The organism is Limnoglobus sp., assembly GCF_059499385.1.
The window spans coordinates 34,821-60,494 of record NZ_JCABYM010000064.1; the positions used below are offsets into that span (position 1 = coordinate 34,821).

At 68.1% G+C, this 25,674-nt stretch carries 24 protein-coding genes; 15 read left to right on the forward strand and 9 right to left on the reverse strand.

Features of this window, described 5'->3' with window-relative positions; genetic code table 11:
- Window positions 1–67: 67 nt before the first annotated feature.
- The 5 genes from AC5JJ2_RS11925 to AC5JJ2_RS11945 all read right to left on the reverse strand — a co-directional run bounded on the left by AC5JJ2_RS11925 (window position 68) and on the right by AC5JJ2_RS11945 (window position 5,171).
- Window positions 68–1,672 carry a prenyltransferase/squalene oxidase repeat-containing protein gene (locus AC5JJ2_RS11925; RefSeq protein WP_495858209.1) on the reverse strand — a complete coding sequence of 535 codons (1,605 nt, stop codon included), beginning with the start codon at window positions 1,670–1,672 and terminating at the stop codon, window positions 68–70.
- A gap of 170 nt (window positions 1,673–1,842) precedes the next feature.
- On the reverse strand, window positions 1,843–2,709 hold the full coding sequence (locus AC5JJ2_RS11930) for a hypothetical protein (RefSeq protein ID WP_495858210.1): 867 nt from the start codon (window positions 2,707–2,709) through the stop codon (window positions 1,843–1,845).
- Between the two features lie 328 nt (window positions 2,710–3,037).
- Window positions 3,038–3,583: an ExbD/TolR family protein gene (locus tag AC5JJ2_RS11935; RefSeq protein WP_495858211.1), complete on the reverse strand. Its 546-nt coding sequence runs from the start codon at window positions 3,581–3,583 to the stop codon at window positions 3,038–3,040.
- A 175-nt stretch (window positions 3,584–3,758) separates the two neighbouring features.
- Complete coding sequence (locus AC5JJ2_RS11940; RefSeq protein ID WP_495858212.1) at window positions 3,759–4,232, reverse strand: ExbD/TolR family protein; 474 nt, start codon at window positions 4,230–4,232, stop codon at window positions 3,759–3,761.
- Between the two features lie 102 nt (window positions 4,233–4,334).
- Window positions 4,335–5,171: a MotA/TolQ/ExbB proton channel family protein gene (locus tag AC5JJ2_RS11945; RefSeq protein WP_495858213.1), complete on the reverse strand. Its 837-nt coding sequence runs from the start codon at window positions 5,169–5,171 to the stop codon at window positions 4,335–4,337.
- 523 nt (window positions 5,172–5,694) lie between these two features.
- Here AC5JJ2_RS11945 and AC5JJ2_RS11950 point away from each other — a divergent pair.
- The 6 genes from AC5JJ2_RS11950 to AC5JJ2_RS11975 all read left to right on the forward strand — a co-directional run bounded on the left by AC5JJ2_RS11950 (window position 5,695) and on the right by AC5JJ2_RS11975 (window position 13,799).
- Window positions 5,695–8,049 carry a transglutaminase TgpA family protein gene (locus tag AC5JJ2_RS11950; protein WP_495858214.1) on the forward strand — a complete coding sequence of 785 codons (2,355 nt, stop codon included), beginning with the start codon at window positions 5,695–5,697 and terminating at the stop codon, window positions 8,047–8,049.
- Window positions 8,050–8,167: 118 nt separating this feature from the next.
- On the forward strand, window positions 8,168–8,743 hold the full coding sequence (locus tag AC5JJ2_RS11955; protein WP_495858215.1) for an isochorismatase family protein: 576 nt from the start codon (window positions 8,168–8,170) through the stop codon (window positions 8,741–8,743).
- Between the two features lie 214 nt (window positions 8,744–8,957).
- Window positions 8,958–10,142, forward strand: coding sequence for a pyridoxal-phosphate-dependent aminotransferase family protein (locus AC5JJ2_RS11960; protein WP_495858216.1), 1,185 nt, complete (start codon window positions 8,958–8,960; stop codon window positions 10,140–10,142).
- Between the two features lie 407 nt (window positions 10,143–10,549).
- Entirely contained in the window at window positions 10,550–11,140 is a 591-nt protein-coding gene (locus AC5JJ2_RS11965) for a hypothetical protein (RefSeq protein ID WP_495858217.1), read from the forward strand.
- A complete protein-coding gene (locus AC5JJ2_RS11970; protein ID WP_495858218.1) occupies window positions 11,133–12,371 on the forward strand; it encodes a BaiN/RdsA family NAD(P)/FAD-dependent oxidoreductase in 1,239 nt (412 codons plus the stop codon). The genes AC5JJ2_RS11965 and AC5JJ2_RS11970 overlap by 8 nt, the downstream gene beginning before the upstream one ends.
- 216 nt (window positions 12,372–12,587) lie before the next feature.
- Entirely contained in the window at window positions 12,588–13,799 is a 1,212-nt protein-coding gene (locus AC5JJ2_RS11975; protein ID WP_495858219.1) for a hypothetical protein, read from the forward strand.
- 54 nt (window positions 13,800–13,853) lie between these two features.
- Here the strand turns inward: AC5JJ2_RS11975 and AC5JJ2_RS11980 are convergent, their stop codons facing one another.
- The gene (locus tag AC5JJ2_RS11980; protein WP_495858220.1) at window positions 13,854–14,906 is read right to left on the reverse strand and encodes a DUF1559 family PulG-like putative transporter; all 1,053 of its coding nucleotides are present in this window, start codon (window positions 14,904–14,906) and stop codon (window positions 13,854–13,856) included.
- 384 nt (window positions 14,907–15,290) lie between these two features.
- On the opposite strand from AC5JJ2_RS11980, the gene AC5JJ2_RS11985 reads away from it, so the two are divergent.
- The 5 genes from AC5JJ2_RS11985 (at window position 15,291) to AC5JJ2_RS12005 (ending at window position 19,656) form a co-directional block, all read left to right on the forward strand.
- A complete protein-coding gene (locus AC5JJ2_RS11985) occupies window positions 15,291–15,845 on the forward strand; it encodes a hypothetical protein (RefSeq protein ID WP_495858221.1) in 555 nt (184 codons plus the stop codon).
- Between the two features lie 137 nt (window positions 15,846–15,982).
- Window positions 15,983–16,144 carry a hypothetical protein gene (locus AC5JJ2_RS11990; protein ID WP_495858222.1) on the forward strand — a complete coding sequence of 54 codons (162 nt, stop codon included), beginning with the start codon at window positions 15,983–15,985 and terminating at the stop codon, window positions 16,142–16,144.
- Between the two features lie 54 nt (window positions 16,145–16,198).
- Complete coding sequence (locus tag AC5JJ2_RS11995; protein WP_495858223.1) at window positions 16,199–16,531, forward strand: hypothetical protein; 333 nt, start codon at window positions 16,199–16,201, stop codon at window positions 16,529–16,531.
- Between the two features lie 146 nt (window positions 16,532–16,677).
- The gene (locus AC5JJ2_RS12000) at window positions 16,678–19,107 is read left to right on the forward strand and encodes a CehA/McbA family metallohydrolase (RefSeq protein WP_495858224.1); all 2,430 of its coding nucleotides are present in this window, start codon (window positions 16,678–16,680) and stop codon (window positions 19,105–19,107) included.
- Window positions 19,108–19,194: 87 nt separating this feature from the next.
- On the forward strand, window positions 19,195–19,656 hold the full coding sequence (locus AC5JJ2_RS12005; protein WP_495858225.1) for a hypothetical protein: 462 nt from the start codon (window positions 19,195–19,197) through the stop codon (window positions 19,654–19,656).
- A gap of 129 nt (window positions 19,657–19,785) precedes the next feature.
- On the opposite strand, the gene AC5JJ2_RS12010 is transcribed toward AC5JJ2_RS12005, so the two are convergent.
- Window positions 19,786–20,370 (reverse strand): hypothetical protein, encoded by a 585-nt coding sequence (locus AC5JJ2_RS12010; protein ID WP_495858226.1) that lies wholly within the window; start codon window positions 20,368–20,370, stop codon window positions 19,786–19,788.
- 54 nt (window positions 20,371–20,424) lie between these two features.
- Between AC5JJ2_RS12010 and AC5JJ2_RS12015 the strand changes: the two genes are divergently transcribed.
- A complete protein-coding gene (locus tag AC5JJ2_RS12015; protein WP_495858227.1) occupies window positions 20,425–20,982 on the forward strand; it encodes a Uma2 family endonuclease in 558 nt (185 codons plus the stop codon).
- A 9-nt stretch (window positions 20,983–20,991) separates the two neighbouring features.
- Window positions 20,992–21,897 carry a DUF58 domain-containing protein gene (locus AC5JJ2_RS12020; protein ID WP_495858228.1) on the forward strand — a complete coding sequence of 302 codons (906 nt, stop codon included), beginning with the start codon at window positions 20,992–20,994 and terminating at the stop codon, window positions 21,895–21,897.
- 58 nt (window positions 21,898–21,955) lie between these two features.
- On the opposite strand, the gene AC5JJ2_RS12025 is transcribed toward AC5JJ2_RS12020, so the two are convergent.
- Entirely contained in the window at window positions 21,956–22,459 is a 504-nt protein-coding gene (locus tag AC5JJ2_RS12025) for an L-2-amino-thiazoline-4-carboxylic acid hydrolase (RefSeq protein ID WP_495858229.1), read from the reverse strand.
- Between the two features lie 125 nt (window positions 22,460–22,584).
- On the opposite strand from AC5JJ2_RS12025, the gene AC5JJ2_RS12030 reads away from it, so the two are divergent.
- Together AC5JJ2_RS12030 and AC5JJ2_RS12035 are read left to right on the forward strand one after the other, a co-directional pair.
- A complete protein-coding gene (locus AC5JJ2_RS12030) occupies window positions 22,585–23,025 on the forward strand; it encodes a PRC-barrel domain-containing protein (RefSeq protein WP_495858230.1) in 441 nt (146 codons plus the stop codon).
- 207 nt (window positions 23,026–23,232) lie between these two features.
- Complete coding sequence (locus AC5JJ2_RS12035) at window positions 23,233–23,967, forward strand: hypothetical protein (RefSeq protein WP_495858231.1); 735 nt, start codon at window positions 23,233–23,235, stop codon at window positions 23,965–23,967.
- An 85-nt stretch (window positions 23,968–24,052) separates the two neighbouring features.
- Here AC5JJ2_RS12035 and gcvPB read toward each other — a convergent pair.
- A partial coding sequence (gcvPB, locus tag AC5JJ2_RS12040; protein ID WP_495858232.1) for an aminomethyl-transferring glycine dehydrogenase subunit GcvPB occupies window positions 24,053–25,674 on the reverse strand: 1,622 nt, incomplete at its 5' end.

Here is a 25,674-nt window from a genome sequence, read left to right on the forward strand (position 1 = left end):
GGCAGGGGCAAAAAAACAAAAGCCCACGGACGAACGTCCGCGGGCAGGGCCTTCCCCCATCAATGACTTACTTCGCCCGCTCGAGTTCCTTCAGGCCGCCGGTGTCCCGCTTGTACAGCGGCAGGTGGCGGTAGTAGACCTCGAGCGTCAGGATTGCCAGGCACGTCGTCCCCAGTCGGCCGCAGTGGCTGCCGATCATCCCGTTGTCCGGGTCCCAGCTGCCGCCCAGCTCCTTGTTCGAGTCGGCGACCTGCATCTTGACAAGCATGTCCCGCATCCGCGGGTTCCAGTCCTTGTGCCACGCCTCGCCCTCGTGGAAGTGCGTCACCTGCGTGGCGTAGTAGTAGTAGTACATGTCCCACCGGTTCTGCATCGGCATCCACGTCGCCATGTACTTCTTCACGCCGTCCACCATGCCGGGGTGGTTCGGCCCCCACCCCGTGTAGTACCGGCACAACAGGCCGACGGCCGACAGCGCCGGCGTCGTCGTCTCGTTGGACGTGTACCCGTACTGCGACTTCAGCGACCCCTTCGCCACCCGGTCCAGGAACTCGCCGGCCTTCTTCAGCGTCGCCTCCGGGACGGTGATCTCCTTGCACATCTGCGCCGACTTCAGCGCCTGAATCTGCCACCCGACGATGGACGTGTCCCCGGCCGTGCCGGACGAGTAGCCCCAGCTGCCGTTGCCGGCCTGCGCCTTCACGATGTACTCGATCGCCTTCCGGGCCGGGCCGAGGAGCAGGCTCTTGTCCCCGGTCATCCCGTAGGCTTCGCACAGGGCCACCGTGGCGATGGCGTGGGCGTACATCCCGCTCGACCCCTTGAACGTGCCGCTGGGCAGCTGGTTGAACACGAGGTACTTGAGGCCCAACTCGACCGTCTTCTGGTACTTGTTCGCGTCCTTGCCGGCCTTCGGGTCCTTCGGCTTGAGGTGCGTCTGCCCGGCGGCGAGGAACGGGAGCAGGCCCATGCCGGTCGAGGCGATCGTGTCGCCGCGGGACGTGCCGTCGTACACCCAGTTCCCCTGCGCCTTGTTCTGCTTCTTGTCGAGCCACGCCAGCCCGCGGGCGACGGCCAGCTCGCTGTCCTTGTTCCCGCCGCCGGCCATGAGGCTCTTTTCCTTCGTGGCCCCGGACCGGCCGGCGAACCCGGTCGTGCCGACGCCGCCGGCCCCCTTGTTGCCGGCCATCACGTTCCCGTCCGTGCCGAGGACGCCGAGGTCGGCCCCGGTCCCCTGGCCGATGAGCGACTGCACGTCCATCGGCGTCGTGTCGCTCAGGTCGTTGCCGACCGGCTGGTCGAGGTTGACGGCGGCATCGACGGTCGTTTCGTCCAGCCGGTCCACCGGCAGGGCGTTGGCCAGCTCGGAGTCGAGGCCCTTGTCGGTGTTCGTCAGATCGACGGCCTTCTCGGCCTCCTCCTCCTTGTCCACGACGGCCTCGGTGATGGCCTCGCTCGCCTGGGCCGGGGCCGGCTGCATCTTCCCGATGACGATGAGAGCGACGAGGATGACGACGTGGAACGCCCCGCTGACGACCCACGCCGGGACCTGCTTCTTGAGCAGCCGCTCCTGGGACGTTTCCTCGGCCCCGCGGACGAGCCGGATGACGTTCGCCCCGGTCGCCTTCGGGTCGGCCGGCGGCGGCGTGGCGGTGTCGGTCGCGTCGCTCATGGGTTCACTCCTGCGGACGGCGGGGAGCGCCGTCGGAATACGAACGATGATTCGGCGTCACCCGTTGGCGGGCCGTCCTTATATAGCCGCCGGCTTGCCGGCGGGTTTTGCGACCACCTCACCCGCCGGCAAGCCGGCGGCTATATAAAGGCGGCGGCGATAGATGCACGTCACCCGTTGGCGAACGGGTTCTCGGTCAGCTTGTTGTCGATCTCGCGGCGGACCAGGGCGTCGCCGCGGCGGAAGTACCAGGACAGCCCGAAGATCGCGCACGCCACCGCCCCGACGCCGGCGACGACCAGCGGCAGGAACGTCTGCCGCCACGCCGCCCCGGCCGAGGTCGGCTCGTCCTTCACCGTCAGCGACCGGGCCATCAGCACCGGGGCGCGGCGGGTCGTGTGCTCGCCGAGTTTGTCCTTGCTCGGCTGGTTCGACTCGTACCGCAGCAGCTTGAAGAAGTACCCGCCGACCGACACGAACCGATCGACCGGCTGCTTCAGCTCCGCCTGCGGCGTCAGGCCGGGCGGCAGTTCCGTGACGAACACGCAGACCGGGTCGATGCCGCCGCTGGGGAAGATCCACGCCTCGTACAGTTCGGTGACGCCGCTCTCGCGGAGCAGCTTCGTCGGCTCGGCCTTGCGGAGGGACTTCAGCCACCCCTCGACGAAGATCAGGTCTAACTTGTAGGACGCGCGGCCGTTGGTGTAGAGGTCCTTGATCGCGAGGTCGCGGCGGGCGTGCTGCTCCAGTTCGGCCGTCGAGAACTGGCGGGCGTGGCGGAGGACTTCGTCGTAGGCCCGCTCCTCCATCTCGTCGGTCAGGGCGTCCGCGAGGTCCCGCGGCCCGGTGTCGGCCCACGGGAAGATGGCGTCGTCCTTGATCCCGGCGAACATCGCCAGCCCCTTCTCGATCCGGTACTTGGCGGCCGGGTCCGGGTCGGCGGGCGGGGCCGGCGGCGGGCCGGCCGGCGACTGCGCGGCCGCCCGGCCGGCGAACAGCAGGCAAACGGCGAGCGTGGCTAGCGGGGTCCGGGTCATGGGGTTCGAGTCTTCAGGCGGCGTGTGGGATGTGGCCGCCACCTACGGGGTTGGACGCCTCACGGGTATTATTAGTTCCGGCCGAACAGACCCGCTCGCAAATTCATTCTCGTCCCGAACGTCTCGTTCGGGACGCCCCGCCGCGAACCTCTGGTTCGCGGGCACGGGCGGCTGCAACCGCTTGCTCCGCCGCAAACCAGAGGTTTGCGGCGTCGCGTCCCGAACCGGAGGTTCGGGACGAGAACACGAATCATATAGCCGCCGGCTTGCCGGCGGGGTTTTGCGACCCCCTCGCCCACCGCCGGCAAGCCGGCGGCTATGCAGGCGGCTACTTCTTGTCGTCCTTCAGGACGGGGGCGACGGCCGGGTAGCCGGCCCGCGTCGATTCGTCCATGACCGCGATCACGACCTTGTAGCTCAGGTTGTCCGCCAGCTCCAGCTTCACCTTCGGCGGGGTGAACGGCTTGCTCTCGTTGAGCTTCGCCATCCGGGCGGCGTGGTCGGCCTTCGCCGCGGCCAGCCGCTTCTTCATCTCGTTGAACAGGTTCGTCCGGGCGTCCTTGCTCTTGCCGGGGATCGCGACCTCCGCCCCCTCCTTGCCCTGGGTCAGCGCGATGGCGGAAATGTCGCCGGCGTCGTCCGCCTCGATCCGGACCGTCAGGTCTTCGACCTGGTCCTCGGTGAACGGGTCCGGCAGCTTCGTCGAGGGGCCGCCCTGCTGGGCCGGCAGCGCCACGTCGATGTGCCCTTCCGTCGGCGTCGGGTTGAACGTCATCACGAAGAACGCCAACAGCTGGAACGACATGTCCAGCATCGGCGTGATCGGCAAGTCCGGCTCGACGAAGGCCCCGGACCCGTGGCGGTGACGACGCATGACGAACGGACCCTCGAAACGGTAGAGTTCACCGCGGGCCGCGCCCGACTTCCGAAGTCGGCTTCGACTTCGGAAGTCGAACGGGGCCGGAACGGAGGCCGGGTTCGCTTTGGCCGCTGCGCGGGGTTGGACTTCCGAAGTCGAAGCCGGACTTCGGAAGTCGGGGCCTTTGCCCTTACTTCGCCGCGCCGACGATCGCGCGGAACTGAATCTTGTCGTACCCGGCCTCCTGGCAGCCGAGCAGCACGTCGGCGATCTCGCCGTACTTGCAGTCCTGGTGCGCCCGCAGGATCACGAGCGCCGGCTTCGGCTCCTTCTTCCCCTTCGCCACCGCCTGCTTCTTCAACTCCTCGTCGATTTGGGCCATGCTCTTCATGTGGTTCGCCACCATGATCCGGTTCCGCAGCGGGACGGTGTTCCCCCGGCCGGTCGGCAGCACCCACCCGTTCTTGTCCACGTTCAGGAAGATGACCCGGTCCTCGGTCTTGTCCAGCGGCCGCGCCTGCAACGCCGTCGGTAGCTTGATCGTGGCGTTCACGTCCTCGGCGATGAAGTTGGCGCACAGCATGAAGAACATCACCAACTGCAGGACGAGGTCCAGCATCGGGATGAGGTTCGGCTCGCACTTCTCGAGGTTGCCGTGACTCATTTGCGGGGTATGGGGTATCGGGTGTGGGGTGTGGTCGGAAGAAAACCAGCTTCAAGGCGGGGCCTGGGGTTCTGCCATACCCTAAACCCCATCCCCCATACCCTACCTAGCGGGCGGCGCGCCCGCCGTCGGGGCGGCGGCCGCGGTCGTCGCGGCCGGGGCCGGGCCGGGCTTCTTCGAGTTGTGGTACATCTGCGTCAGCAGGTCGTCGGCGATGTGGCCCACGTCCATCGTCACCTTGTTAATCCGGTTCCGGAAGAACGCGTTGAACGAGATCGCCGGGACGGAGATCGCGATGCCGACGAGCGTGACGGACAGCGCGTGGGCGATGTTCTCGGCCAGCTTCGTCGGGTTGTTCGAGACGCCGCCGGCCAGCTCCATGAACGCCCCGATCATGCCGAACACCGTGCCGACCAGCCCGAGCATCGGCCCGAGGCTGGCGATCACGGCCGTGTAGTTGTTCTTCGCGTCCTTGTCGCCCTTGATGCTCTCGACCGTGTTGAACGCCGCCTCGCGGGCGTCCTCCAGGCCGTACTGGAGGCGGGCCATGCCGGCCGTCAGGACGCGGCCGAGGAACGACGGGTCGCCGCGGGCCATGTCGTAGGCTTCCTTGAACTTCCGCTTGTTCACGATGTCCGTGAACTCGTCCACGAACCCCGGCGGGATCGCGTTCTGCATCCGCAGGTCGAGGAAGAGCAGCACGCAGATGGCGACGAGCCAGACGGAGCAGCCGAGGAGGACGATGCCGAACACCCACCCGATGGAGGTGATGATGAACACCATCTTGTTCCCCTCCGCCGCCTTGCTGGTGGCGGGGGCGGCGGGGGCGGCCTCGTCCTGGGCGAGGCCGACTTGCGCGAGCGCGAAGAACAGCACGGCCGCGACCAACACGCCGAGGGCGAGGCGGCCCGAGGGGAGGGCACTCAACAAGCGCTTCATGGATTCGATTCCCGGTTGTCGGAGGCAATCGGCGTCACGATGGGGTCAGGCCGTCCGGCTGGTCGGGGCGGAAGGGGTCGGGCGTCGGGGGGCGTTCGGGGCCGACCCGGACGGGCGGCGGACCGGTGCGACGGCGACGGTGGTTTCCGCGAGTCGAGCAGTCGGGGGTTACGATACCGTGACACTTCGACGACGGCGGGCGAGGGTTAGTTCCGCCGGTTGTCGAAATCGTGGCTACCGAATGACCGGTCGTGGTCACAGGCTGCTACCCAATAGAGATAACATCGGTCGGAAGAGGTCAAGGAAATTTCCCGCCGCGGCGAACGGGAATTGAGGGTCCGGGCCGACCGGCGGGCGAAATTGGCGGGACAGTCGGAAAACTCAGGCGAGGTATGATGCTGATCCGTGGCGCGACGGATTTTATATAGCCGCCGGCTTGCCGGCGGGGTTCTGCGACTTCCAAAGCCCGCCGGCAAGCCGGCGGCTATATAAAGCCCACTCGCTCGCCCGCTACAATGCCCCCATGCCGACCGACTTCGCGTTCCGGTTCAGCACGTACCTCACGCTCATGCTCGCGTGCGCCTGCACCGGGTACGCCGAGTGGGAGTACCTGCCGGAAGTCTCGTTCTTCACCGGCATCGTCGCCGCGCTGATGGTCGCCGCGTTCGTGTGCGACCGCCGCGGGTGGGTCATGTCCCTGCAGAACGCCAACGTCCTCGGCGGCGGCATCTTCCTGCTCGCCGCCCTCTGGTTCGGGATGCACTACCGGCGGGCGGACAGCCTCATGAACGTGCTCCCGTGGCCGGCCGGCGGGCTGCCGTACATGGCCGCCCTCATGATGCTGCTCGTGCCGGCGAAGCTGTTCCGCCCGAAGCACGTCGGCGACTGGTGGGCGCTGCACGGCCTCGGCCTCGCCATGGTCGGCGTGGCCGGGGCGATGACCGACGACGTGGGGTTCATGGTCCTCCTGACGGCCTACGCCGTCGCCGGCGTGTGGAGCCTGACGCTCTTTTACGTCCGCCGGTCGGCCGGGCACGTCCCGCCGCCGCCGCCGTTCGAGCCGGTGGAAGGGCTTCGCGCGATCTTCAGCCCGCAGACGTACCTGCCGCGGTGGTTCTTCGTGGCCCGGTCCCGGCCGACGGTCGCGGAGCCGTTCGCCGGGGTCGGCAAGCCGACGCCGACCGAGCGCCTCGGCCGGTCGCACCTCGTCCGGGCGCTGCGGTGGGTCGCCATCGGCGGGGTGCTGACGCTGCCGCTGTTCCTGGTCTCGCCGCGGTCCCAGGGGCTGCGGTGGGAGCTGTTCAACTCGCGGATGGAGACCGGCCTGTCGCCGACCGGGGTGGACCTGTCCCGGACCGGGGAGCTGCACGCGAACCCGGAGCCGGCGTTCAAGGTGTTCGTCACCCGGCCGGACGGGTCGCCGGCCGCGATCCCGGAGGACAAGCGGTTCCGGGTGCGGGCGCACTGCACGTACAACTACCCGAAGGGGCTGTGGAACCCGAGCGCCCTCGGCCCGCTGTTCGTCATGGCCAGCGGCAGCTCGCGGGTCGTCCCGGACCGCCGGTTCCCGGACATCGGGTCGGACCCGATCTACCTGGAGTTCCTGCTCGAGGCCAAGACGTTCGGCACGCCGATGGCGGACCCGGTGTACCACGCCGCGGACCAGCCGGCCCCGATGATCTACGTGAAGGGCGGCGGGTACGCGCACGCGGAGGGGTTCAAGAACGGGTCGTTCCGCGTCGTCCTGGACTCCACCCACCGGGAGCAGCCGCGGCAGTACTGGCAGATCAGCCGGGCCGTCCCGGACCAGCCGAGCGCGTACCACCGGCTGAACGTGGACGACCCGCAGGTCCACGGCAGCCGGAACACGCTCGTCGAGGTGGCGTCGTCCCGGATCGCGGCCGAGGCGAAGAAGCTGCTCGACCGGCTGATCCGGGCCGGGAAGCTCCCGGCGGCCGTCCGCGACCGGATGGACCCGGTCAAGCTCCTCCCCCACCCGGACGACCATCTGGCCGTGGCGGCGGCGTTCGAGCAGCACTTCGCGTTCTCCGGCGAGTACGAGTACACGCTCAACCTCCGCCGGCAGAACCGGACGATCGACCCGGTCGAGGACTTCCTGTTCAACACGAAGGCCGGGCACTGCGAGCGGTTCGCGTCCGGCCTGGTGCTGATGCTCCGGGGCGTCGGCGTCCCGTGCCAGTTCGTGATCGGCTACCGCGGGTGCGAGCAACTCCAGGAGGGCGAGTACCAGGTCCGGCAGGACCACGCCCACGCCTGGGTGGAGGTGCTCGTGTCCCGGCCGGCTCGCGACGGGGACGGGCGGGAGTGGTACTGGCAGACGCTCGACCCGACCGCCCCGTCGATCGACGAGGCGGTCGCGGCCGGGGAGGCGGACACCGCCGGCAAGCAGGGGAGCCGGCTCATCAGCATGTTCATCACCGGGCTGACGCCGGAGACGCAGAAGCAGCTGTGGGAGGACGCGCAGGAATTCGGGAAACGGAACGGCCCGTGGGTCGTCGCCTTTGGTGTCGCCCTGCTCGGCGGGATCGTGCTCGTCGGCCGCGTCCGCAACCGCCGCCGGCCGCCGGTGCCGGCGGCCGCGGCCGCGGCGGTCGATCCGGTCCCGTGGTACACGCGGTTGGTCGAGGTTCTGACCGCCCGCGGCCTGCCGCTGACGGCCGGCCAGACGCCGGCCGAGGTCGCCGCCGCCGCCGCCGCGTGGCTGCGGGCGCGGCCGGGGGCGGAGGCCGTCGCCGACGTGCCGGGCCGGGTCGCGGACGCGCTGGACGCGCACCGGTACGCGAACCGGGCGTTCACCGCCGAGGACGCGGCCCGCGTGTCCGCGGACCTGGACCGCCTGGCGGCGGCGCTGAAGTAGGGCGGGTCAAGGCTTTGCGCCGACCCGCCGCGCGGCCAGCCGGTTCGGCGTCCCTTCCGTGTGGTTGCGGTCCCCGGCGGGTCGGCGCAAAGCCTTGACCCGCCCTACGAGAAATCCCATGCCCGCCATCCCCCGGCTGACCGTCGCGACCAGCACGCTCGTCGTCGTGGACGTGCAGGACAAGCTGCTCGCGAAAATCCCCGCGGCCGACGACCTCGTCCGCAACGTCGGCTTCCTCCTGGACGCCGCCACCCTCCTCGGCGTGGAGGCGCTCGCCACCGAGCAGTACCCGAAGGGCCTCGGCCCGACGACGCCGGCCATCGCCCGCCGGCTGCCGCCGAACCTGCCGGCGAAGACGGCGTTCAGTTGCTGCGGCGCGGCCGGGTTCCTCGCCGACCTGCGGCGGGGCGGGCGGCCGAACGTCGTCCTCGTCGGCATGGAAACGCACGTCTGCGTCGCGCAGACCGCGTTCGATTTGCTCGAATCGGGCTTCACCGTCTTCCTGCCGGTGGACGCGCTGGCGACGCGGAACCTCGTCGATCACGCCACGGCCGTCCGGCGGTTGGAGCGGGCCGGGTGCGTGCCGACGACGGCCGAGGCCGTCGCGTTCGAGTGGCTCGGCGATTCGACGCACCCGCAGTTCAAGGCGATCAGTAAGCTAATCATCGACCGCACGAACGCGGCCGGCGCATAGTAGTAGGCTCACTCCGTGTGCCGTCTGCTGACAGCCGCAGAAACCCGGACGTGGTCCCGGCGGCACATAGTAGTAGGCACACTCCGTGTGCCGTCTGCTGAGGGCCGCGGAGACCCTCACACGGTCCCGGCGGCGTGAAGGAAACGGCACACGGAGTGTGCCTACTACTATGTGCCGGCCGCGCCACGAAGACTTCATCACGAGAACCCACGCCATGTCCACGATCCCCGGCCAACTCGCCCCGGCCCCGCGGCTGCTGCTCGGCCCCGGCCCGAGCGACGCGCACCCCCGCGTGCTGACGGCCATGACCACGCCGTTGCTCGGCCACCTCGACCCGCAGTTCATGGAGCTGATGTTCGAGACGCAGGAGATGTGCCGGCAGGTCTACAAGACGAAGAACAAGTTCACGCTGCCGATCTCCGCGACCGGCACGGCCGGCATGGAGACGTGCCTGGTGAACCTGCTGGAACCCGGCGACAAGGCCGTCGTCGCGACGATGGGGTACTTCGGCAACCGGATGGTGGACATCGCCGGCCGCACCGGGGCGCAGGTCACGCGGCTCGACGCGAAGTGGGGGACGGTCTTCGACCTCAACTTGCTCCGCGACACGCTGAAGTCGGTCCGGCCGAAGGTGCTGGCCCTGGTCCACGCGGAAACGTCCACCGGTGCGCTGCAGCCGATGGAGGAGGTCGGCAAGCTGGCCCACGAGTTCGGCGCGCTGGTCGTCGTGGACGCGGTGACCTCCCTCGGCTGTTCGCCGCTCGAAGTCGATGCGTGGGAACTCGACGCGGTGTTCAGCTGCTCGCAGAAGGGCCTCGGCTGCCCGCCGGGGTTGTCGCCGGTGACGTTCAGCGAGCGGGCGATGGACGCGGTCAAGGCGCGCAAAACGAAGTGCCAGAGCTGGTACTTCGACCTGACGTTGATCGGCACATACTGGGGCGGCGACCGGGCGTACCACCACACCGGGCCGATCAGCATGGTCTACGCCCTCCGCGAAGGACTTCGCATCGTGCTGGAAGAAGGGCTGGAAACTCGCTGGGCGCGGCACGTCCGCAACCACCGAGCGCTGAAGGCCGGCCTCGAAGCGCTGGGCATGGAGTACACGGCCGACCCCGCCCACCAACTGCCGCAGCTGAACGCCGTCCGCATCCCGGCGGGCGTGGACGACATGACGTGTCGGAAGAAGCTGCTGAACGACTTCGGCATCGAGATCGGCGGCGGCCTCGGCGACTTCAAGGGCCTCGCGTGGCGGATCGGGCTGATGGGCCACAACAGCAAGCCGGCGAGCGTGCTGCTCGTGCTGGCCGCACTGGAGCAGGTGCTGAAGACGGCGGGGGCCGGCATCACGCCGGGGGCCGGCGTCGCCGCCGCCGAGGGCGTGTACGCGATGAAGGTGTGACTCTTGGCGAGCGGGGGGCGTAAGCCCCCTGATTCTCGTGGGAGCTTCTCAAGAATCAGGGGGCTTACGCCCCCGCTCGCCGAAAGAGGGTACCGCAGGTGGCAAATCTCCGACCGCTTGGCATGGTTGTGATTGTTGTCTTGTGGAACGTCCCCTTAGCGGCCGGAATGTGGTTTGACGCATTCGGTAGGGGGCTTCTAGCCAGCAGTCTGCTGTCCGGCGGGTGGTTGGTGGCCGCTTGGTTCTCGGCCGCTTGGCGGACACGGTTTTTCACCCCGGACGCACCGTCACGGTTGACCGACGAACAGGTGATATGGTCAGTGGCGGGGGTGCTCGGTACGGGCGTTGTCGGGTGCGCTCTGCTTTGACTTGGATACAGGCCGGACATCGAACCGTGGAGACGACCGATGGCCGCGCAACTGCTCTTCGAGCCTTCTTGGGAAAGGATGTTCCAGGCCCTTGAGAACGTCCGTCTCTGCCGGGAACGGGCCGTTGCCGCCCTTAACGCCACCGGCATTCCCTATACAGTGATCGGCGGGCAGGCGGTCGCGTATTGGGTCGAAACGAAGGACGACGGGGCGGTCCGCGGCACGCCGAACTCCGACTTCCTGATCCGCGACGCAGACTTCGACGCGGCTCGCTCGGCGTTCGAGTCGGCCGGCTTCGTCCACCGGCCCGAAGCATTTCGAGGGGCCTTCGGCGACGGGCCGGACGGCAAGCCTCGAAATGGCGTCCGGCTCTGGATCGCGGACGAGCGGGTGCGGACGGACGACCTGTTACCGCTCCCCGACGTTTCGGAACGGATCAACGGGCCGCGCTTCCCGGTCATCACGCTCGAAGCCCTGCTCCGCATGCTGCTCGTCCGGGACCGCAACGTCGATGGGATGTACCTCCGCGACCTGCTCGGCGTCGGCCTGTTCGATTGGTCCTGGCCCGACCGCTACCCGCCACCGCTCGACGAGCGGCTTCGCCACGTGCTGAACACTCCCGATGGCTGACCCCTTCGACTTCGACGCCATCGTTCTTGGCGGGGGGGCGGCCGGCCTCATGGCCGCGATCCACGCCGCGGAGCGGGGCCGCCGCGTGCTGCTGCTCGAGAAGGGGAAGAAGCCCGGCGTCAAAATCCTCATGTCCGGCGGCACGCGGTGCAACATCACCCACGACTGCGACAACCGCGGCATCGTCGAAGCCTTCGGGCACAACGGCCAGTTCCTTCACTCCGCGCTCGCCACCTTCGGCGTCCGCGACACGATCAACTTCTTTGAAGCCGAGGGCGTCGCCACGAAGGTCGAGGAGACGGGTAAAATCTTCCCCGTCTCCGACCGCGCGCTCGACGTGCTCAACGCCCTCCTCCGGCGGCTCGCCCGCACGGCCGCGACGCTCGCGCTCCAGGAACCGGCCCGCGACGTGGTCGCGTTGCCGGAGGGCGGGTTCCGCGTCGTCACGGACAAGCGCTCGCCCACCTGCGAGCGCGTCGTCGTCACGACCGGCGGCCTCTCGTTCCCCGGCTGCGGCACGACCGGCGACGGGTACGCCTTCGCCACGAAGTTCGGCCACACCCTCGTCCCGACGCGGCCGGCCCTCGTGCCGGTCACGGTCCAGCCGGCGTGGATCAAGGAACTACAAGGCGTCACGCTCCCCGACATCGGGCTGAAGGTGCTGGACGAAAGCAAAGTCCTCTCGGCCCGCCGCGGCTCGACGCTGTTCGCGCACTTCGGGCTGACCGGCCCGGCCCCGCTCGACGTGAGCCGGGCGATCAGCGGCCACGCCGCACCGACAAGCCTGACCCTAGAAGCCGACCTGCTGCCGACGGTGAAGGAGCCGGCGTTCGACGACTTCCTGCGAACCGAGACGGCCGCGAACGGCAAGCAACTGCTCGCCGGGGTAATGTCCGCGATGCTGCCCCGCCGCGTGTGCGACCAGTTGCTCGCGCAATGCGGCCTCCCCGCCGACCGGCGCGCGGCGGCGCTCAGTAAGGTCGAGCGGCAGAAGCTCGTGGCCGCGGCAAAGCGGCTGCGGCTGCCGGTGCGGGGCACGCTCGGCTACGAGAAGGCCGAGGTCACGGCCGGCGGCGTCGCGCTCGCGGAGGTCGATTCCCGCACGATGCAGAGCAAGCGGCAGCCGGGCCTGTTCCTGGCCGGCGAGGTACTCGACCTCGACGGGTGGATCGGCGGGTACAACTTCCAGTCCGCGTGGAGCACCGGCTGGCTGGCGGGGAAGCACGTGTGAGCGACCCGACTTCCGAAGTCCGGCTTCGACTTCGGAAGTCGATCCCGCGCAGAAGCATTTCTTCCCTTCCGTGCGTGCTGGCCCCCACTCGACTTCCGAAGTCGAAGCCGGACTTCGGAAGTCGGGCCTGGTTCGACGAAAACTACTCGCCCGCCCCGGCGGTCGGTAGAATGTCGGAACGATTCCCTCTCCCGCGTTCCCCGTGGAGCCGCCGCCATGACTCGCCATGCGGCCGCGATCTCGGCCTTCCTCACCCTCCTCGGCCCGGCCGTGGCCATCGACCCGGACCCGGCCAAACTCGCCCCGACCGCCGAGCAGGCCGACCGGGCGAAGCAACTCGCCGCCAAGCTCGGCGACCCGGTGTTCCAGGTCCGCGACGACGCCACCCGCGAGCTGAGGAAGCTCGGCCGCGCCGCGCTGCCGGTCCTCGCCGACACGCTCGACACGACCGCCGACCCGGAAGTCCGCAACCGGTGCGAGACGCTCCTGCCGGCCGTCCGGGACGCCGACCTCAAGGCCCGGCTCGCGGTCTTCCTCGCCGACGCGGACGGGAAGTTCGACCACGACCTGCCGGCGTGGGACGCCTTCCGGGAGGTCGCCGGGAACACGGCCGCGGCGCGGCAACTCTACGCCGACGCCTGCCGCACGAAGGTGAACGTGGAACTGCTGCGGGCCCACGGCCGGCCGACGGAGGCCGAGCCGCTCGTGCTCGCCCGGCGGGCACAACTCTACTCGGTCGCGATCCGGGTTGCCAACGCTTCCACGACGCGGACGCCGTCGCCCGCGGACGTGGCGGCCCTGTTGTTCGCGGAGGCCGGGGTCACGATCACGAACCGGACGAACTCCTACGCCCTCACCAGCCTGATGACGCGGCCGCACGTCCGCGACGCGCTGACCGCCCCGGCCGGGGAGCCGCTCCGCAAGCTGCTGGCGCACTGGATGGACACCCGGACCAACCCACTGGAAATCTCCCAGGCGCTCAGCCTGGCCGGGCTGTTGAACTTCAAGGAGTTTCCGGTCGGGAAGTACGCCGAGCGGGTGCTGACGACCGCGGGGACGGCCCCGACGACGCGGATGATCGCCCTGACGACCGCCGCCCGTGTCGGCGGCAAGGACGTGCTCCCGGTGCTCGCGAAGGGCATGGCCGACAAGACGGCCCACACCGTCACGTGGTTCGTCAACGGCCAGCGGACGGCCCACGAAATCCAGGTCCGGGACATCGCCCTCGTGATGAGCCTGATCCTGACCGACCAGAAGGTGGAGGACTTCGGCGTCGAGGTGAAGAACCGGCCGGCCGGGTTGGCCGGCAACGACGTGCTGAAGTTCAGCTACCTCTACTACGCCTTCCCGACCGAGAAGGCCCGCGACGCCGGGTTCGCGAAGTGGGACCAGTTGAAGGCGAAGGTGAAGCCGGCCGAGAAGAAATGATCGACTAACGGTAAAACGCGGGCGGAGGGGATCGGTCTCTCCGCCCGCATTCGTTTACTGATCGAGGCCGACCGTCTCGCCGCCGTTCGGCGTGATCGCCGAGTAGAACGCCTGCGGGGCGACGCCGCCGCTGATCGTCCGGACGCTGCCGTCGCCGAGGCCGGCGAGCACGATCCCGGTGTGGGCCGACTGCGGCACGGCCGGGTTGCACGCGACCTGCGACACGGCCGCCTGGAACGGCGGCGTCGGGTTCGTGGCCGTCGGCGTGCCGCCGCCGCCGTTCGTCGGCCCGTTGCCCACGTACCCCAGGACCTGGCCGGTCGTGTTCAGCGTCACCGGGCTGGCCGGGGCGAACTGCCCCGTGCCGGGGGCCGCCTGGATCGCCGTCGGCACCACGTAGGTGACGACCGGGGTGGCGGTGAACGTGCCGGGGAACGACCCGGTCGAGACGGTCACGGTCGCGATCCCGCCGAGCGCCCACAGGTTCGGGACCGTGCCGCACTCCATGTACCGCTCGGTGAACACGACCGTGTTCGACGTGCCGTCCGCCAGCGAGCCGGGGAACGTCGGCCCGGTCTGGCCGAACAGCATCCCGTTGGCCGCGTAGCTGCCCGGCGTCATCGGCACGGCCGACGCCAGCGTCGCCCCGTTGTGGATGATGTCCGTGTTGAACGTCTTCAGCCCGCTGTTCCCGGTCGGGTCGGACGGGCAGAGGAACGTCGGGATCGGCCGGTTGCCGACGGCCGTGCCGTAACTCGTCGCGGACGCGGCCGGCGTCGCCCCGGTCGCGTACAGCTTGAAGACGTTGTCCTGCTCGATGTTCGGCAAGAGCCGGAAGAACACCGAGTGCAGGCTCAGGCCGGTCGGCACGCTGGCGTTGACCGTGCCCACGTCCCGGACGACCGGCAGCTTCCCGCCGTTCGCGTCCGCGTAGCTGTGGACGGCCAGCGCGAGCTGCTTCAGGTTGTTCGTACACTTGATCCGGGCGGCCGCCTCCCGGACCTTCTGGACGGCCGGCAACAGGAGGCCGATCAGGATGGCGATGATCGCGATCACCACCAGTAGTTCGATGAGCGTGAACGCCCGGCGAGCGTGAGACCCGTGCATGGGCACCTCGAAAAGGAAGCGTGATGTCGGACGAGAGGTAGGCAGGGGAGCGAGAGGAGCCGATGGGAGGTGGCCGTCGCCTGCGAGGGTGGGCCGCGTCGTCCTCAACTTGCCACGCTACATTCATACAGGAACCGGCCGAAAGCGGGGACCGGATTCTTCTCGATTCTTTCACACGCCCTCCCGAAAACCCGACACCGTGCGGCCCGATCAAACCTTTTCGGGCGTCCGCTGAACCGCATTTCTCAGAAAGATTCCCCCGCGGCGTCGGTATCCGTCGCTGGCCATTGGTTCCCGACGGGCGGTTCCCGCCTACAATGTCCGCGACCTATCGGATTCGGTGGGTCGGTCGCTCCCACTCTCACGTTCCGAGGAGTTCCAAAGATGCGGAAGATGCTTGTTGCGGCCGTCGTCGCCGCCGCGACGTTCGGCGTGGCCTACGCCGAGCACGTCAAGTCCGGTCCGGAAACCGGCGCGAAGGTTCCGGGGCCGTTCCACCCGCTGAACATCAACGGGGACAAGGCCGGCGAGAAGGCGTGCCTGTACTGCAAGAACGGCAGCAACCCGGTGGCCGTGGTGTTCGCCCGCAGCACGACCGACCCGCAAGTCGCGAAGCTGCTGAAGAAGCTGGACGAGGCGACGAAGGCCAACGAGAAGGCCGACATGGGCAGCTACGCCGTCTTCCTGACGGACGACGACAAGGCCGCCGACGCGCTCAAGAAGATGGTGGACAAGGAAGGGCTGAAGACGCTGGTCGTGAGCGTGGACAACCCGGCCGGCCCGGAGAAGTACAAGATCGCGAAGGACGCGGACGTGACCGTGCTGCTGTACACCGACCACGTCGTGAAGGCGAACCACGCGTTCAAGGCCGGCGAGCTGAAGGACGCCGACATCGAGACGATCGCGAAGGACGTGTCCAAGATCCTGCCGACGAAGTAACCCGACGGCCGTCGAACGAAGCCGCCGGGGCCGCCCCGGCGGTTTTTTTGCGCCGGTTTCCGCCGATTTCCCTTCCCTTTCGCCGGTCCCCACGGCAGAATAGCCGCGCTCGCGTGCAATCCCGGAGAACTCATCCCATGAACCGTTTCGTGCTCACGACCCTCTGCGCCGGCCTGCTCGCCGCCGCCGGGGTCGGGGCCGACTTGAAGTCCGGCCCGGAGGTCGGCAAGTCGGTCAACGTCTTCCACCCGCTCCTCGTGACGGGGCCGGACGCCGGCGAGAAGGCGTGCCCGGTCTGAAAGAACGGGGGCAACCCGGTTGCGGCGGTCTTCGCCCGCGACCTCACCCCCGCCTTGGCCGGTCTGGTCAAGAAGCTCGATGAAGCCGCCGAAGCCAACAAGTCCGCCAAGCTCGGGTCGTTCGTGGTCCTGCTCAGCGACGACGACAAGGCCGAGCCGAAGGTCAAGGAATTCGGCGAGAAGGCGAAGGTCAAGAAGGTCGTCCTCGGGATCGACAACGTCAGCGGCCCGGACGGGTACGACATCGCGAAGGACGCCGACGTGACGGTCGTGCTGTACGTCAAGAAGAAGGTCGCCAAGACGTTCGCCTTCAAGAAGGGCGAGCTGGCCGACAAGGACGTGACCGCGATCGTCGATTCGCTGAAGGACATCCTGCCGAAGAAGTGACCCGCCGTTCCATTCCCGCACGCGACCACCGCCGGGGGCGTTCCCCGGCGGTTTTTTCGCGCCCGGCCCGCGGCGGAAATTACTGGCACTCCCGCCGGCCGCGCGGTAACACAAGGGTCCGCCCGCCGCGCCCCGGAGTTCCCGCCATGCGATCCCTTCTCTCCCTCGTTCTTGCTCTTGCACTCTCACACGCCCTTCTCGCCGCCGACAAACCGTTGGTCGTCAAGGAAGAAGGCCAACCCGTCGCGGCCAACGCCGAGCGGGTGATGAAGGCCCTCGACTTCCTCGGCACGCCGCTGCCGAAGGACGTGGCGAAGGACCTGGCCGCGGCCGTCGAGAAGCAGGACGCGGGCGAAATCCAGAAGCTGCTCGACGACCGCGTGCTGTTCGTCGTCAGCATCAACCCGGAAGCCCGCGTGAAGGTCGCCGCCGGGCCGGCCGCCCCGACGCTCCAACAGGCCGGGTGGACGCCGGTGCTCGTGAAGGTGACGAACGAGGCGGCGCTCAAGAAGCGGCTGTCCGTCGGCAGCTCCCTGTCCGGCCCGGTCTACTCCGGGGCCGGCCGCCAGGAGCGGGACCCGAAGGCGGACGCGACCATCGTGAAGCGGTTCGCGCAACTGGAGATGTTCCAATCCCCGCCGATGACGCAGAACCTCAGCGGGCTGAAGGTCGAGTACGCTATCGCCCTCATCTACTCCAGCGAGGCCGGGAAGCGGGAACTGACCGTCACGTTCGACGCGGGGCAGGGGACGCAGGACCTGGGGTTCCGCGCGGAGGTTCCGGTCGTCTTCGACATCAAGCCGGCGATCCCGGTGAAGCTGAAGGTGCTCGACTTCGACGGCAAGCCGACGGTCGGCCGGTTCACGTTCACGGACGCGGCCGGGCACGTCTACCCGCCGCAGGCGAAGCGGCTCGGCGTCGATCTCTTCTTCCAGAAGCAAATCTACCGGGCCGACGGCGGCACGGTGCTGCTCCCGCCCGGCGAGTTCCTCGTCGAGTACGGCCGCGGGCCGGAGTACCACGTCATTCAACAGAAGATCGCCGTGAAGCACCTCGTTGACACCGCGCTCAAGCCCGGCGTCCTCACCAACCCGCCGCCGGACGTGCCGCCGATGGAACAGGCGTTCACGTTCAAACTGCAGCGCTGGATCAACCCGGCGGATTTCGGGTTCTACAGCGGCGACCACCACATCCACGCGGCCGGGTGCGCCCACTACACGAACCCGACCGAGGGCATCATGCCGGAGGACATGTTCCTGCACGTCAAGGGGGAGGGGCTGAACGTCGGCTGCTGCCTGACGTGGGGGCCGTGCTACGACTTCCAGCGGAAGTTCTTCGACGCGAAGCCGTGGGAGCGGAGCGAGCCGTTCACGGTCCTGAAGTACGACGTGGAGGTGAGCGGGTTCGGTTCGCAGGCGCTCGGGCACGTCAACCTGCTGAACCTGCGGGACCAGACGTACCCCGGCTCCGACGGGACGAAGCTGAAAGGCTGGCCGACGTGGACGACGCCGCTCATGAAGTGGGCCAAGGCGCAGGGCGGCGTGACCGGGTACGCGCACTCGGCGAACGGCCTGAACGTGAACCCGGAGGCGAGCACCCGCCGGCTGTTCGTGGCGCTCGACAAGGGGACGAAGGGGCACGTCACGAAGGACGACGCCGCGGCCGGGTCGTGGCCGCTGCCGGAGAAGTTCGAGAAACTCGACGCGGACAAGGACGGCAAGGTGACGGAGATTGAGCTGCGGAAGGGGACGGACCGGCAGGTGCAGAAGCTGCCGAACCTGCTCGTCCCGGAGATGGGCGGCATCGGGGCGCAGGAGATCTGCGTCACGTCGGCGCTCGGCGTGTGCGACTTCATCAGCGCGATGGACACCGACCGCGTGGCCGAGTGGAACTGCTGGTACCACATCTTGAACTGCGGGTTCCCGCTGAAGGTGTCCGGCGAGACCGACTTCCCGTGCGTCAGCGGCGGCCGGGTCGGCCAGGGCCGCGTGTACGTGAACCTCGGCAAGGTCGAGATGGTGGACTACGGGGCGTTCTGCAAGGGGATCGCGGCCGGCCGGTCCTACGTGTCCGACGGGTACGCCCACTGCTTCGACTTCAAGGCCGGCGACGGCAAGCTCGGCGACACGATCAAGGTGGCGGCCGGCACGAAGCTGCCGGTGACGGCGAAGGTCGCGTTCGACCGGCACCTGTACCTCGGCACGGCCGTCGGCGGCCGGCAGGCCCCGACGGAAACGCGGACGGTCGAACTCGTCGTCAACGGTCAAGTCATCGCGAAGAAGGACGTTCCCGCCGATCAGAAGCTGCACGACGTGTCGTTCGACTTCACGCCGACGCGGAGCAGTTGGGTGGCGATCCGGCAGTTCCCGCAACTGCACACGAACCCGGTGTTCGTGACGGTGGACGACAAGCCGATCCGCGCCTCCCGCGACAGCGCCAAGTGGTGCGTCGGCGTGATCGAGCAGTTGTGGAAGGCGCGGGCGATGAACATCCGGCCGGCCGAGCGGCCGGAGGCGGAGAAGACGTTCAAGGAGGCGGTCGAGATTTACCGTCGCATCGCGAAGGAGGCGGAGTAAGTCATCGGGTATAACGGGTATCGGGTATCGGGTTTCGCAACCCGGTTCTGCGATACCCGATACCCGATACCCGACAGACCCGCTCCCATGTTCTACCACCGCATCTTCGCCCACTCCGCGGCCGCCGTCCCGCCGTCGGCCCTCGCCGAGCACCTGCACGCGCTCGGGCTGGCCGTGGAACCGCACTTCAAGGGGGACGACCTCGGCTGGACCCGCGGCGAGTTGGTCCTCCCTGGCGGGCAGACGCCGATCTTGTTGGAGCGCTATCTGACCGAGGAAGACGACCTGCGGGACGACTTGAACGCATTTGCGGCCGAGCTGGAAACGATGACCTACAGCCCGGCGAACGTGCCGCTGATGGAGCACGTCATCAACACGAAGCAGCTCGTCACGCTGCGCAAGCCGATCGACCACGCCGACGAGTCGCGGCTGGACGCGACGGTACAGGCGGCCGTGCGGTTCCTCGCGGCGGCGACGGCCGGCGTCTACCAGATCGACGGCCAGGGCTGGTTCGCCGCGGACGGGGCGCTGCTGCTGCAAGAGTATTGAGAGCGCCAGACTTCCGAAGTCCGGCTTCGACTTCGGAAGTCGAGGGGAGAGAGGCGTCAACAAACCCCGCGAACGCCTCCGTGCCGGATCGACTTCCGAAGTCGAAGCCGGACTTCGGAAGTCTGGCGCTCACCCGTCCGGCGTGTCGAGCAGCCCTTGCAGCCGGGCCGCCAGCTCCGGCGGGAACTTCGCCGGCCACGTCGCGTCGATCCCGCCTACGTCAATGAGGTCGCGAAGGTCCATCCGATCCCCGCGAAGAAACGACGTGAGTTTCATCCGCACCAGCGCTTCCAGGGAAAGGACACGGAAGTCCGCCGCGGGTTCCGATTCACTCAAGTCCGGCGTGGGCAGCACGTATTCCTTCCGAACCTTCTCCCCGGCGAAGATGACGTGAACCGCGTCGCGGGCCTTCGCATCGGGGCCGTCGAGGAACATGTCAATACTCGCCGCGTGCCGGTAAACGAACCCGACGCCTTCGAGCGCTACCTTCGCCGCGTCTAGGTCGGCGCGGTTCAGCAGGATGTCCACGTCCTGCGTGTTGCGGACGGCCGCCGCGTCCACGCGGCCGACCCACTCGGCGACGGCGTTCCCACCGATCACGGCATACGGCACGCCGCGGGCTTCGAGGGCGGCCGTCGCCCGCCGCAGGCGGTCGCGGACGGCGTCGGCGGCGGCCATGCTTCGCTCCCAGCCGGAGATCATGCGGGTGGTCATGTCGCCAGTATACATGGCCGGCTGCCCTTCGCGCGGCCCGGCCGGCAGGGTAGGATGCTGACCGACGGCGAGGGGGCGACCATGACGGTGGACGAATTCCTGTATCGCTACGGCGACGAGAGTGGCGTCGAACTTGTCGCCGGAGAACCAACTCCTGTGCCGCCGACCGGCGCGAGGCAAGGACAGGTTTGCGCGACGACTGCGTACCTGGTGGGGGACTTCATCAAGGCTCGCAAACTCGGGCGAGTGATGAGTAACGACACGTTCATCCGCACGACCGTGAATCCCGATGGCTGTCGCGGGGCGGACGTGTGCTTCGTCAGTTACGAGGTGTTGCCGGTGGGCCAGAACCTTCCGAAGGCGTTGGTCCCGCCGTTGGAACTGGTGATCGAAGTCCGGTCGCCGGCCAACACCATAGCGGCGATGGTCGCGAAGGCTCACGAGTACCTTGAAGCCGGCGTGCGGTGCGTGGTCGTCCTCGACCCCCAGACCGATTCGGGTGGCGTGTTTCGCTCGGACGAACTGCCGCAGCGGTTCCACAACGGCGACACGCTCACCTTGCCGGACGTGTTGCCCGGCTTCGCCGTGCCGGTGGCGAAGTTCTTTGAATAACATGTCCCCATGAGTAGCACGGCCGAGAAGTACCTCCGCCCCGAAGTCATCCGCCAGGTCGCGCGGCTCGACCTGCGGGCCAAGTTCATCGTCGAGGGGTTCCTCACCGGCCTCCACTCGTCACCGTTCCAGGGGTTCTCCGTCGAGTTCTCCGAGCACCGCAAGTACACGCCCGGCGACGACATCTCCGACATCGACTGGAAGGTGTACGCCAAGACCGGCCGGTACTACGTCAAGAAGTTCCGGGCCGAGACGAACATGACCGGCTACCTGGTCATGGACCTGTCGAAGTCCATGGGGTACACGTACCGCCAGGAACTCACGAAGTTCGAGTACGGCATCTGCCTCGCTGCCGCCCTCGCGTACCTGATGGTCCACCAGCAGGACCCGGTCGGCCTCGTCACGTTCGACGAGAAGATTCAAACCGTGCTGCCGCCGAAGAGCAAGCGGAGCCAGCTCGGGTCGATGCTCAGCGTCCTCGCGAACCTCCAGCCGACCGGCCCGACGGACATCGCCAACGGGCTGTTCCAGCTCGCCGGCCTCATCCGCGGCAAGTGCCTCATCATGCTGTTCAGCGACCTGTTGACCGACCCGGACCCGGTGCTCAAAAGCCTCTACCGGCTGCGGCACGCCGGGCACGAGGTCATCCTGTTCCACATCCTGGACGAGGCGGAGGTCAAGTTCCCGTTCACCGGCCTCAACGACTTCGAGGACCCGGAGACGGGGACCATCGTGAAGGACATCGACGCCCGCGGCATCCGCGAGGACTACCTCCAGAGCCTCGGCGAGTTTCAGGAAACGTGGAAGCGGGAGTGCGGGCTGGCGAACGTCGATTACGTGCCGATGGACACGAGCGTCGGGTTCGACAAGGCGCTCATGGAGTACCTCATCCAACGGACGAGAAGGTTTTCATGAAGAACGGCCACAGATTACACAGAGAAAACAGATCAGAACCAAACCAAAAATCTTGTTTTCATTCTGATCTGTGATTTCTGTGTTCCTCTGTGGCTGATTTCTCGATTTCAAACCGGAAGTCGCAGTGCGGCGCGCCCTGCATGATCGTCTGCGTGCGGGTGAGGCGGATGCCGGGATGGAACCCGCGGCACAGCTCCCCGTCGCGGGTGCAGGACATTACCTCGCCGAGGTCCGGCATCCCCAGCTCGCGGTACAGCTCCGCGTACCGGCAGCGGGTCACGTTGAACGACAGCCGCTCGGCCGATTCCTCCAGGTAGTCGATCCGCAGCGCGTCGTCCGCCTCCCACATCGGCAGCGTCAGCCGGAACCGCTCCAGCGGCGGGCGAGATGAATCGCCGTCGGACGACAGCCGCTCGCCGAGCTGGAACGCCATCGCCGTCGTCGTCGCGCGGACGATCGCGACGGCCTTCTCGCGGCCGACTTCCGGCACGAGGTGTTCGAGCAACTCTTTCACGAACAGCGCCTCGACCCGCCGCCGCTGCAACAGGCTGATTTCGGCCATGCGAACGCCCCTCCGATGAGTTTGTATTCGCGCGTCGGGCACGCGTGTTGCTCTCGTTCCGTCGCCGGACGGCGGGGCGGCTTCGTGGCCGTCCGGTCGTTCCGTTTCTATCAGGAGACCAACCCATGACGAGCAATTACTTGCGTGCCGGGGCGGTGGCGGCGTGCCTGTTCTTCGCGGCGGCCGCGACGGCGGCCGACCCGGTCCAGCCGACCGCCGGCAAGACGTTCCGGGCGAAGGAAGTGTTGGGCACGAAGATTCTCATCGACGGGAACACGAGCGTCGGCACGGTCGATGACCTCGTGTTCGACGACGCCGGGAACCTCGACTACCTGATCGTCGAGAACGGCGGCAAGCTGACCACCGTTCCGTTCGACGCGACCAAGTTCGACCTCGAGAAGAAGACGGCCACGCTGTCCCTGACGGCCGACCAGTACAAGGTCATCCCGACGTACACGATCAAGACGTACCCGAGCTTCTACACGCCGGCGTACCGGACGGAAGTGTACCGGTTCTACAACCTCACGCCGCGGGAACTGCGGCGGCTCGGCAACCCGCGCCGCTAATCTTCGGAAGTACGAAATCCGAAGTACGAAATCCGAAAGAAGAAGGGCGGTTGAAGCCCGGCCTTCTTTCGGATTTTGTGCTTCGGATTTCGGATTTACCCGTCCTATTCGGTACATCAGTTGCCGACCGTTCTCCACTCCCGCTCGGCCGTTCGCGACCGTCCGCAGAACGCACGGGATAATCCCCTCAACTTTGGAGAACCAATTATGGCCGTCGAATCTCGTTTGCCCCCCGAAACCCGCGACCGGACCGACCGGACCGACTTCCCGATCGAGAACGAGGACGTGTACCCGGTCCGCACCCGCGTGTCGTGGTCGGCGATCCTCGCCGGGGTCGCCCTGTCGTTGGCGATGTACTTCCTGCTGTCGCTGCTCGGCGGGGCCGTCGGGCTGTCGATCAGCGACAAGGTGTCGGCCGACTCGCTGAGCACCGGGGCGGTCGTATTCGCCGTCGTCGTGACGTGCGTGTCGCTGTTCGTCGGCGGGTACGTGGCCAGCCAGCTGACCGTCGGCGAGAACCGGCTGGAGGGCGTGCTGTACGGCATCCTCGTGTGGGCCGGGACGTTCGGGATGCTGGTCTACCTCATGTCGGCCGGCGTGCGGATGGGGTACAACGCGATGATGGGCGTGGCCAACGTCGCCGGCGAGACGACGACCCAGGCCCAGTGGGAGGACGCGGCCCGGCGGGCCGGCGTGCCGCCGGAGCGGATCGAGGAGTGGCGGCGGACGGCCCAGAACGCCCCGGCCGAGGCCCGCGCCGCGGCGCAAGACCCGGCCAACCGGCAGGCGGCGGCGAACGCCGCGACGCGGGTGGCGTGGTACTCGTTCTTCGGCGCGTGGGTGTCGATGGCGGTCGCCGCGTTCGGCGGGTGGTGCGGGACCGGGCCGGTGTTCCGGTTCGTCCGCGTCCCCGGCGGCGCGGTCCGCGCGGCGACGGCGTAGCGGTAAATCCGAAATCCGAAGTACGAAATCCGAAAGAAGAACCTCGCAGGTTTTCCTTTCGGATTTCGTACTTCGGATTTTGTGCTTAGTTCGTGTAGTCCGCCATCGGCGGGCAGGTGCAGATCAGGTTGCGGTCGCCGCCGACGTTGTCGATCCGCTTGACGTGCGGCCAGAACTTCGCCTCCCGCACCCACGGCAGTGGGTAGACGGCCGCCTCCCGCGAGTAGGGGTGCGGCCACTCGCCGACCACCTCCGCGGCCGTGTGCGGGGCGTTCTTCAGCGGGTTGTCCGTCCGCGGCCACTCGCCGGACCGCACCTTTTGAATCTCGCCGTGGATCGCGATCATCGCGTCGCAGAACCGGTCGAGTTCCGCCTTCGACTCCGACTCGGTCGGCTCGACCATCATCGTCTCGACGACCGGAAACGACACTGTCGGGGCGTGGAACCCGTAGTCCATCAGCCGCTTCGCGATGTCTTCCGCCGTGACGCCGACCTCGGCCTTCAAATTGCGCAGGTCGAGGATGCACTCGTGCGCCACCCGGCCGTGGTCGCCGGTGTAAAGAATCGGGAAGTAGTCCTTGAGCCGGTGGGCCGCGTAGTTCGCGTTCAGGATGGCGATTTCCGTCGCCTTCGTGAGGCCCGTGCCCCCCATCATCCGGCAGTACATCCACGAGATCGTCGTGATGAGCGCCGAGCCGAACGGCGTCGCTGACACCGCGTTGTCAGTCCCCAGGAACGGGTCGGCCGGCAGGTGCGGGGCGAGGTGCGCGGCGACGGCGATCGGCCCCATGCCCGGCCCGCCGCCGCCGTGCGGGATGCAGAACGTCTTGTGCAGGTTCATGTGGCACACGTCCGCCCCGATCGCGCCCGGCGACGTGAGGCCGACCTGCGCGTTCAGGTTCGCCCCGTCCATGTACACCTGCCCGCCGGCGGCGTGGACGGCGGCGCAAATCTCGCGGATCCGCTCCTCGAAGACGCCGTGCGTGGACGGGTACGTGACCATGAGTGCCGCCACCCGCGGGCCGTGCTCGGCGAGCTTCGCCTTCAGATTCTCGACATCGACGTTCCCCTTCGCGTCGCACGCCACCGGCACGATGGTCAGGCCCATCATCTGCGCACTGGCCGGGTTCGTGCCGTGCGCCGAGATCGGGATCAAGCACACGTCGCGGTGGGATTCATTCCGCGCGGCGTGGTAGTTGCGGATCGTCATCAGCCCGGCGTACTCGCCCTGCGCCCCCGAGTTCGGCTGGAACGACACGGCCGCGAGGCCGCAGATTTCCGCGAGCCAGTCGCCGAGCTGCGCGAGCATCGTGCGGTAGCCGCCGGTCTGCGATTCCGGGGCGAACGGGTGGACGGCCGCGAACTCCGGCCACGAGACGGGGGCCATCTCGCTGGCGGCGTTGAGCTTCATCGTGCAGGAGCCGAGCGGGATCATGGAATGCACGAGTGAGATGTCGCGGTTCTCCAGCCGCTTGACGTACCGGACGAACTCGGTCTCCGTGTGGTGGCGGTTGAAAACCGGGTGCGTCAGGACCGGCGACGTGCGGGCGAGCGGCGTCTTTTCCTGTCCCCTCCCCCCTTGGGGGGGAGGGTTAGGGAGGGGGGTCGGCGGGGCCGGTCGCTGATGACTTCCTTGAGTGGTTGCACTCCCCGGGGGGGGGGGGGGGGGGGGGGGGGGGGGGGGGGGGCGGGGGGGGGGGGGCGGGG

What these genes read in the sequence shown, in the direction of transcription:
- AC5JJ2_RS11970 (WP_495858218.1), top strand. Translation starts at nt 11,133, where the DNA reads ATGGCTGACCCCTTCGACTTCGACGCCATCGTTCTTGGCGGGGGGGCG.
- AC5JJ2_RS12015 (WP_495858227.1), top strand. Translation starts at nt 20,425, where the DNA reads ATGCTGACCGACGGCGAGGGGGCGACCATGACGGTGGACGAATTCCTG.
- AC5JJ2_RS11985 (WP_495858221.1), top strand. Translation starts at nt 15,291, where the DNA reads ATGCGGAAGATGCTTGTTGCGGCCGTCGTCGCCGCCGCGACGTTCGGC.
- AC5JJ2_RS11980 (WP_495858220.1), bottom strand. Translation starts at nt 14,906, where the DNA reads ATGCACGGGTCTCACGCTCGCCGGGCGTTCACGCTCATCGAACTACTG.
- AC5JJ2_RS11945 (WP_495858213.1), bottom strand. Translation starts at nt 5,171, where the DNA reads ATGAAGCGCTTGTTGAGTGCCCTCCCCTCGGGCCGCCTCGCCCTCGGC.
- AC5JJ2_RS12030 (WP_495858230.1), top strand. Translation starts at nt 22,585, where the DNA reads ATGACGAGCAATTACTTGCGTGCCGGGGCGGTGGCGGCGTGCCTGTTC.
- AC5JJ2_RS11930 (WP_495858210.1), bottom strand. Translation starts at nt 2,709, where the DNA reads ATGACCCGGACCCCGCTAGCCACGCTCGCCGTTTGCCTGCTGTTCGCC.
- AC5JJ2_RS12020 (WP_495858228.1), top strand. Translation starts at nt 20,992, where the DNA reads ATGAGTAGCACGGCCGAGAAGTACCTCCGCCCCGAAGTCATCCGCCAG.
- AC5JJ2_RS11950 (WP_495858214.1), top strand. Translation starts at nt 5,695, where the DNA reads ATGCCGACCGACTTCGCGTTCCGGTTCAGCACGTACCTCACGCTCATG.
- AC5JJ2_RS11975 (WP_495858219.1), top strand. Translation starts at nt 12,588, where the DNA reads ATGACTCGCCATGCGGCCGCGATCTCGGCCTTCCTCACCCTCCTCGGC.
- AC5JJ2_RS11935 (WP_495858211.1), bottom strand. Translation starts at nt 3,583, where the DNA reads ATGCGTCGTCACCGCCACGGGTCCGGGGCCTTCGTCGAGCCGGACTTG.
- AC5JJ2_RS12005 (WP_495858225.1), top strand. Translation starts at nt 19,195, where the DNA reads ATGTTCTACCACCGCATCTTCGCCCACTCCGCGGCCGCCGTCCCGCCG.
- AC5JJ2_RS11940 (WP_495858212.1), bottom strand. Translation starts at nt 4,232, where the DNA reads ATGAGTCACGGCAACCTCGAGAAGTGCGAGCCGAACCTCATCCCGATG.
- AC5JJ2_RS11990 (WP_495858222.1), top strand. Translation starts at nt 15,983, where the DNA reads ATGAACCGTTTCGTGCTCACGACCCTCTGCGCCGGCCTGCTCGCCGCC.
- AC5JJ2_RS11925 (WP_495858209.1), bottom strand. Translation starts at nt 1,672, where the DNA reads ATGAGCGACGCGACCGACACCGCCACGCCGCCGCCGGCCGACCCGAAG.
- AC5JJ2_RS12025 (WP_495858229.1), bottom strand. Translation starts at nt 22,459, where the DNA reads ATGGCCGAAATCAGCCTGTTGCAGCGGCGGCGGGTCGAGGCGCTGTTC.
- AC5JJ2_RS11960 (WP_495858216.1), top strand. Translation starts at nt 8,958, where the DNA reads ATGTCCACGATCCCCGGCCAACTCGCCCCGGCCCCGCGGCTGCTGCTC.
- AC5JJ2_RS11955 (WP_495858215.1), top strand. Translation starts at nt 8,168, where the DNA reads ATGCCCGCCATCCCCCGGCTGACCGTCGCGACCAGCACGCTCGTCGTC.
- AC5JJ2_RS12035 (WP_495858231.1), top strand. Translation starts at nt 23,233, where the DNA reads ATGGCCGTCGAATCTCGTTTGCCCCCCGAAACCCGCGACCGGACCGAC.
- AC5JJ2_RS12000 (WP_495858224.1), top strand. Translation starts at nt 16,678, where the DNA reads ATGCGATCCCTTCTCTCCCTCGTTCTTGCTCTTGCACTCTCACACGCC.
- AC5JJ2_RS12010 (WP_495858226.1), bottom strand. Translation starts at nt 20,370, where the DNA reads ATGACCACCCGCATGATCTCCGGCTGGGAGCGAAGCATGGCCGCCGCC.
- AC5JJ2_RS11965 (WP_495858217.1), top strand. Translation starts at nt 10,550, where the DNA reads ATGGCCGCGCAACTGCTCTTCGAGCCTTCTTGGGAAAGGATGTTCCAG.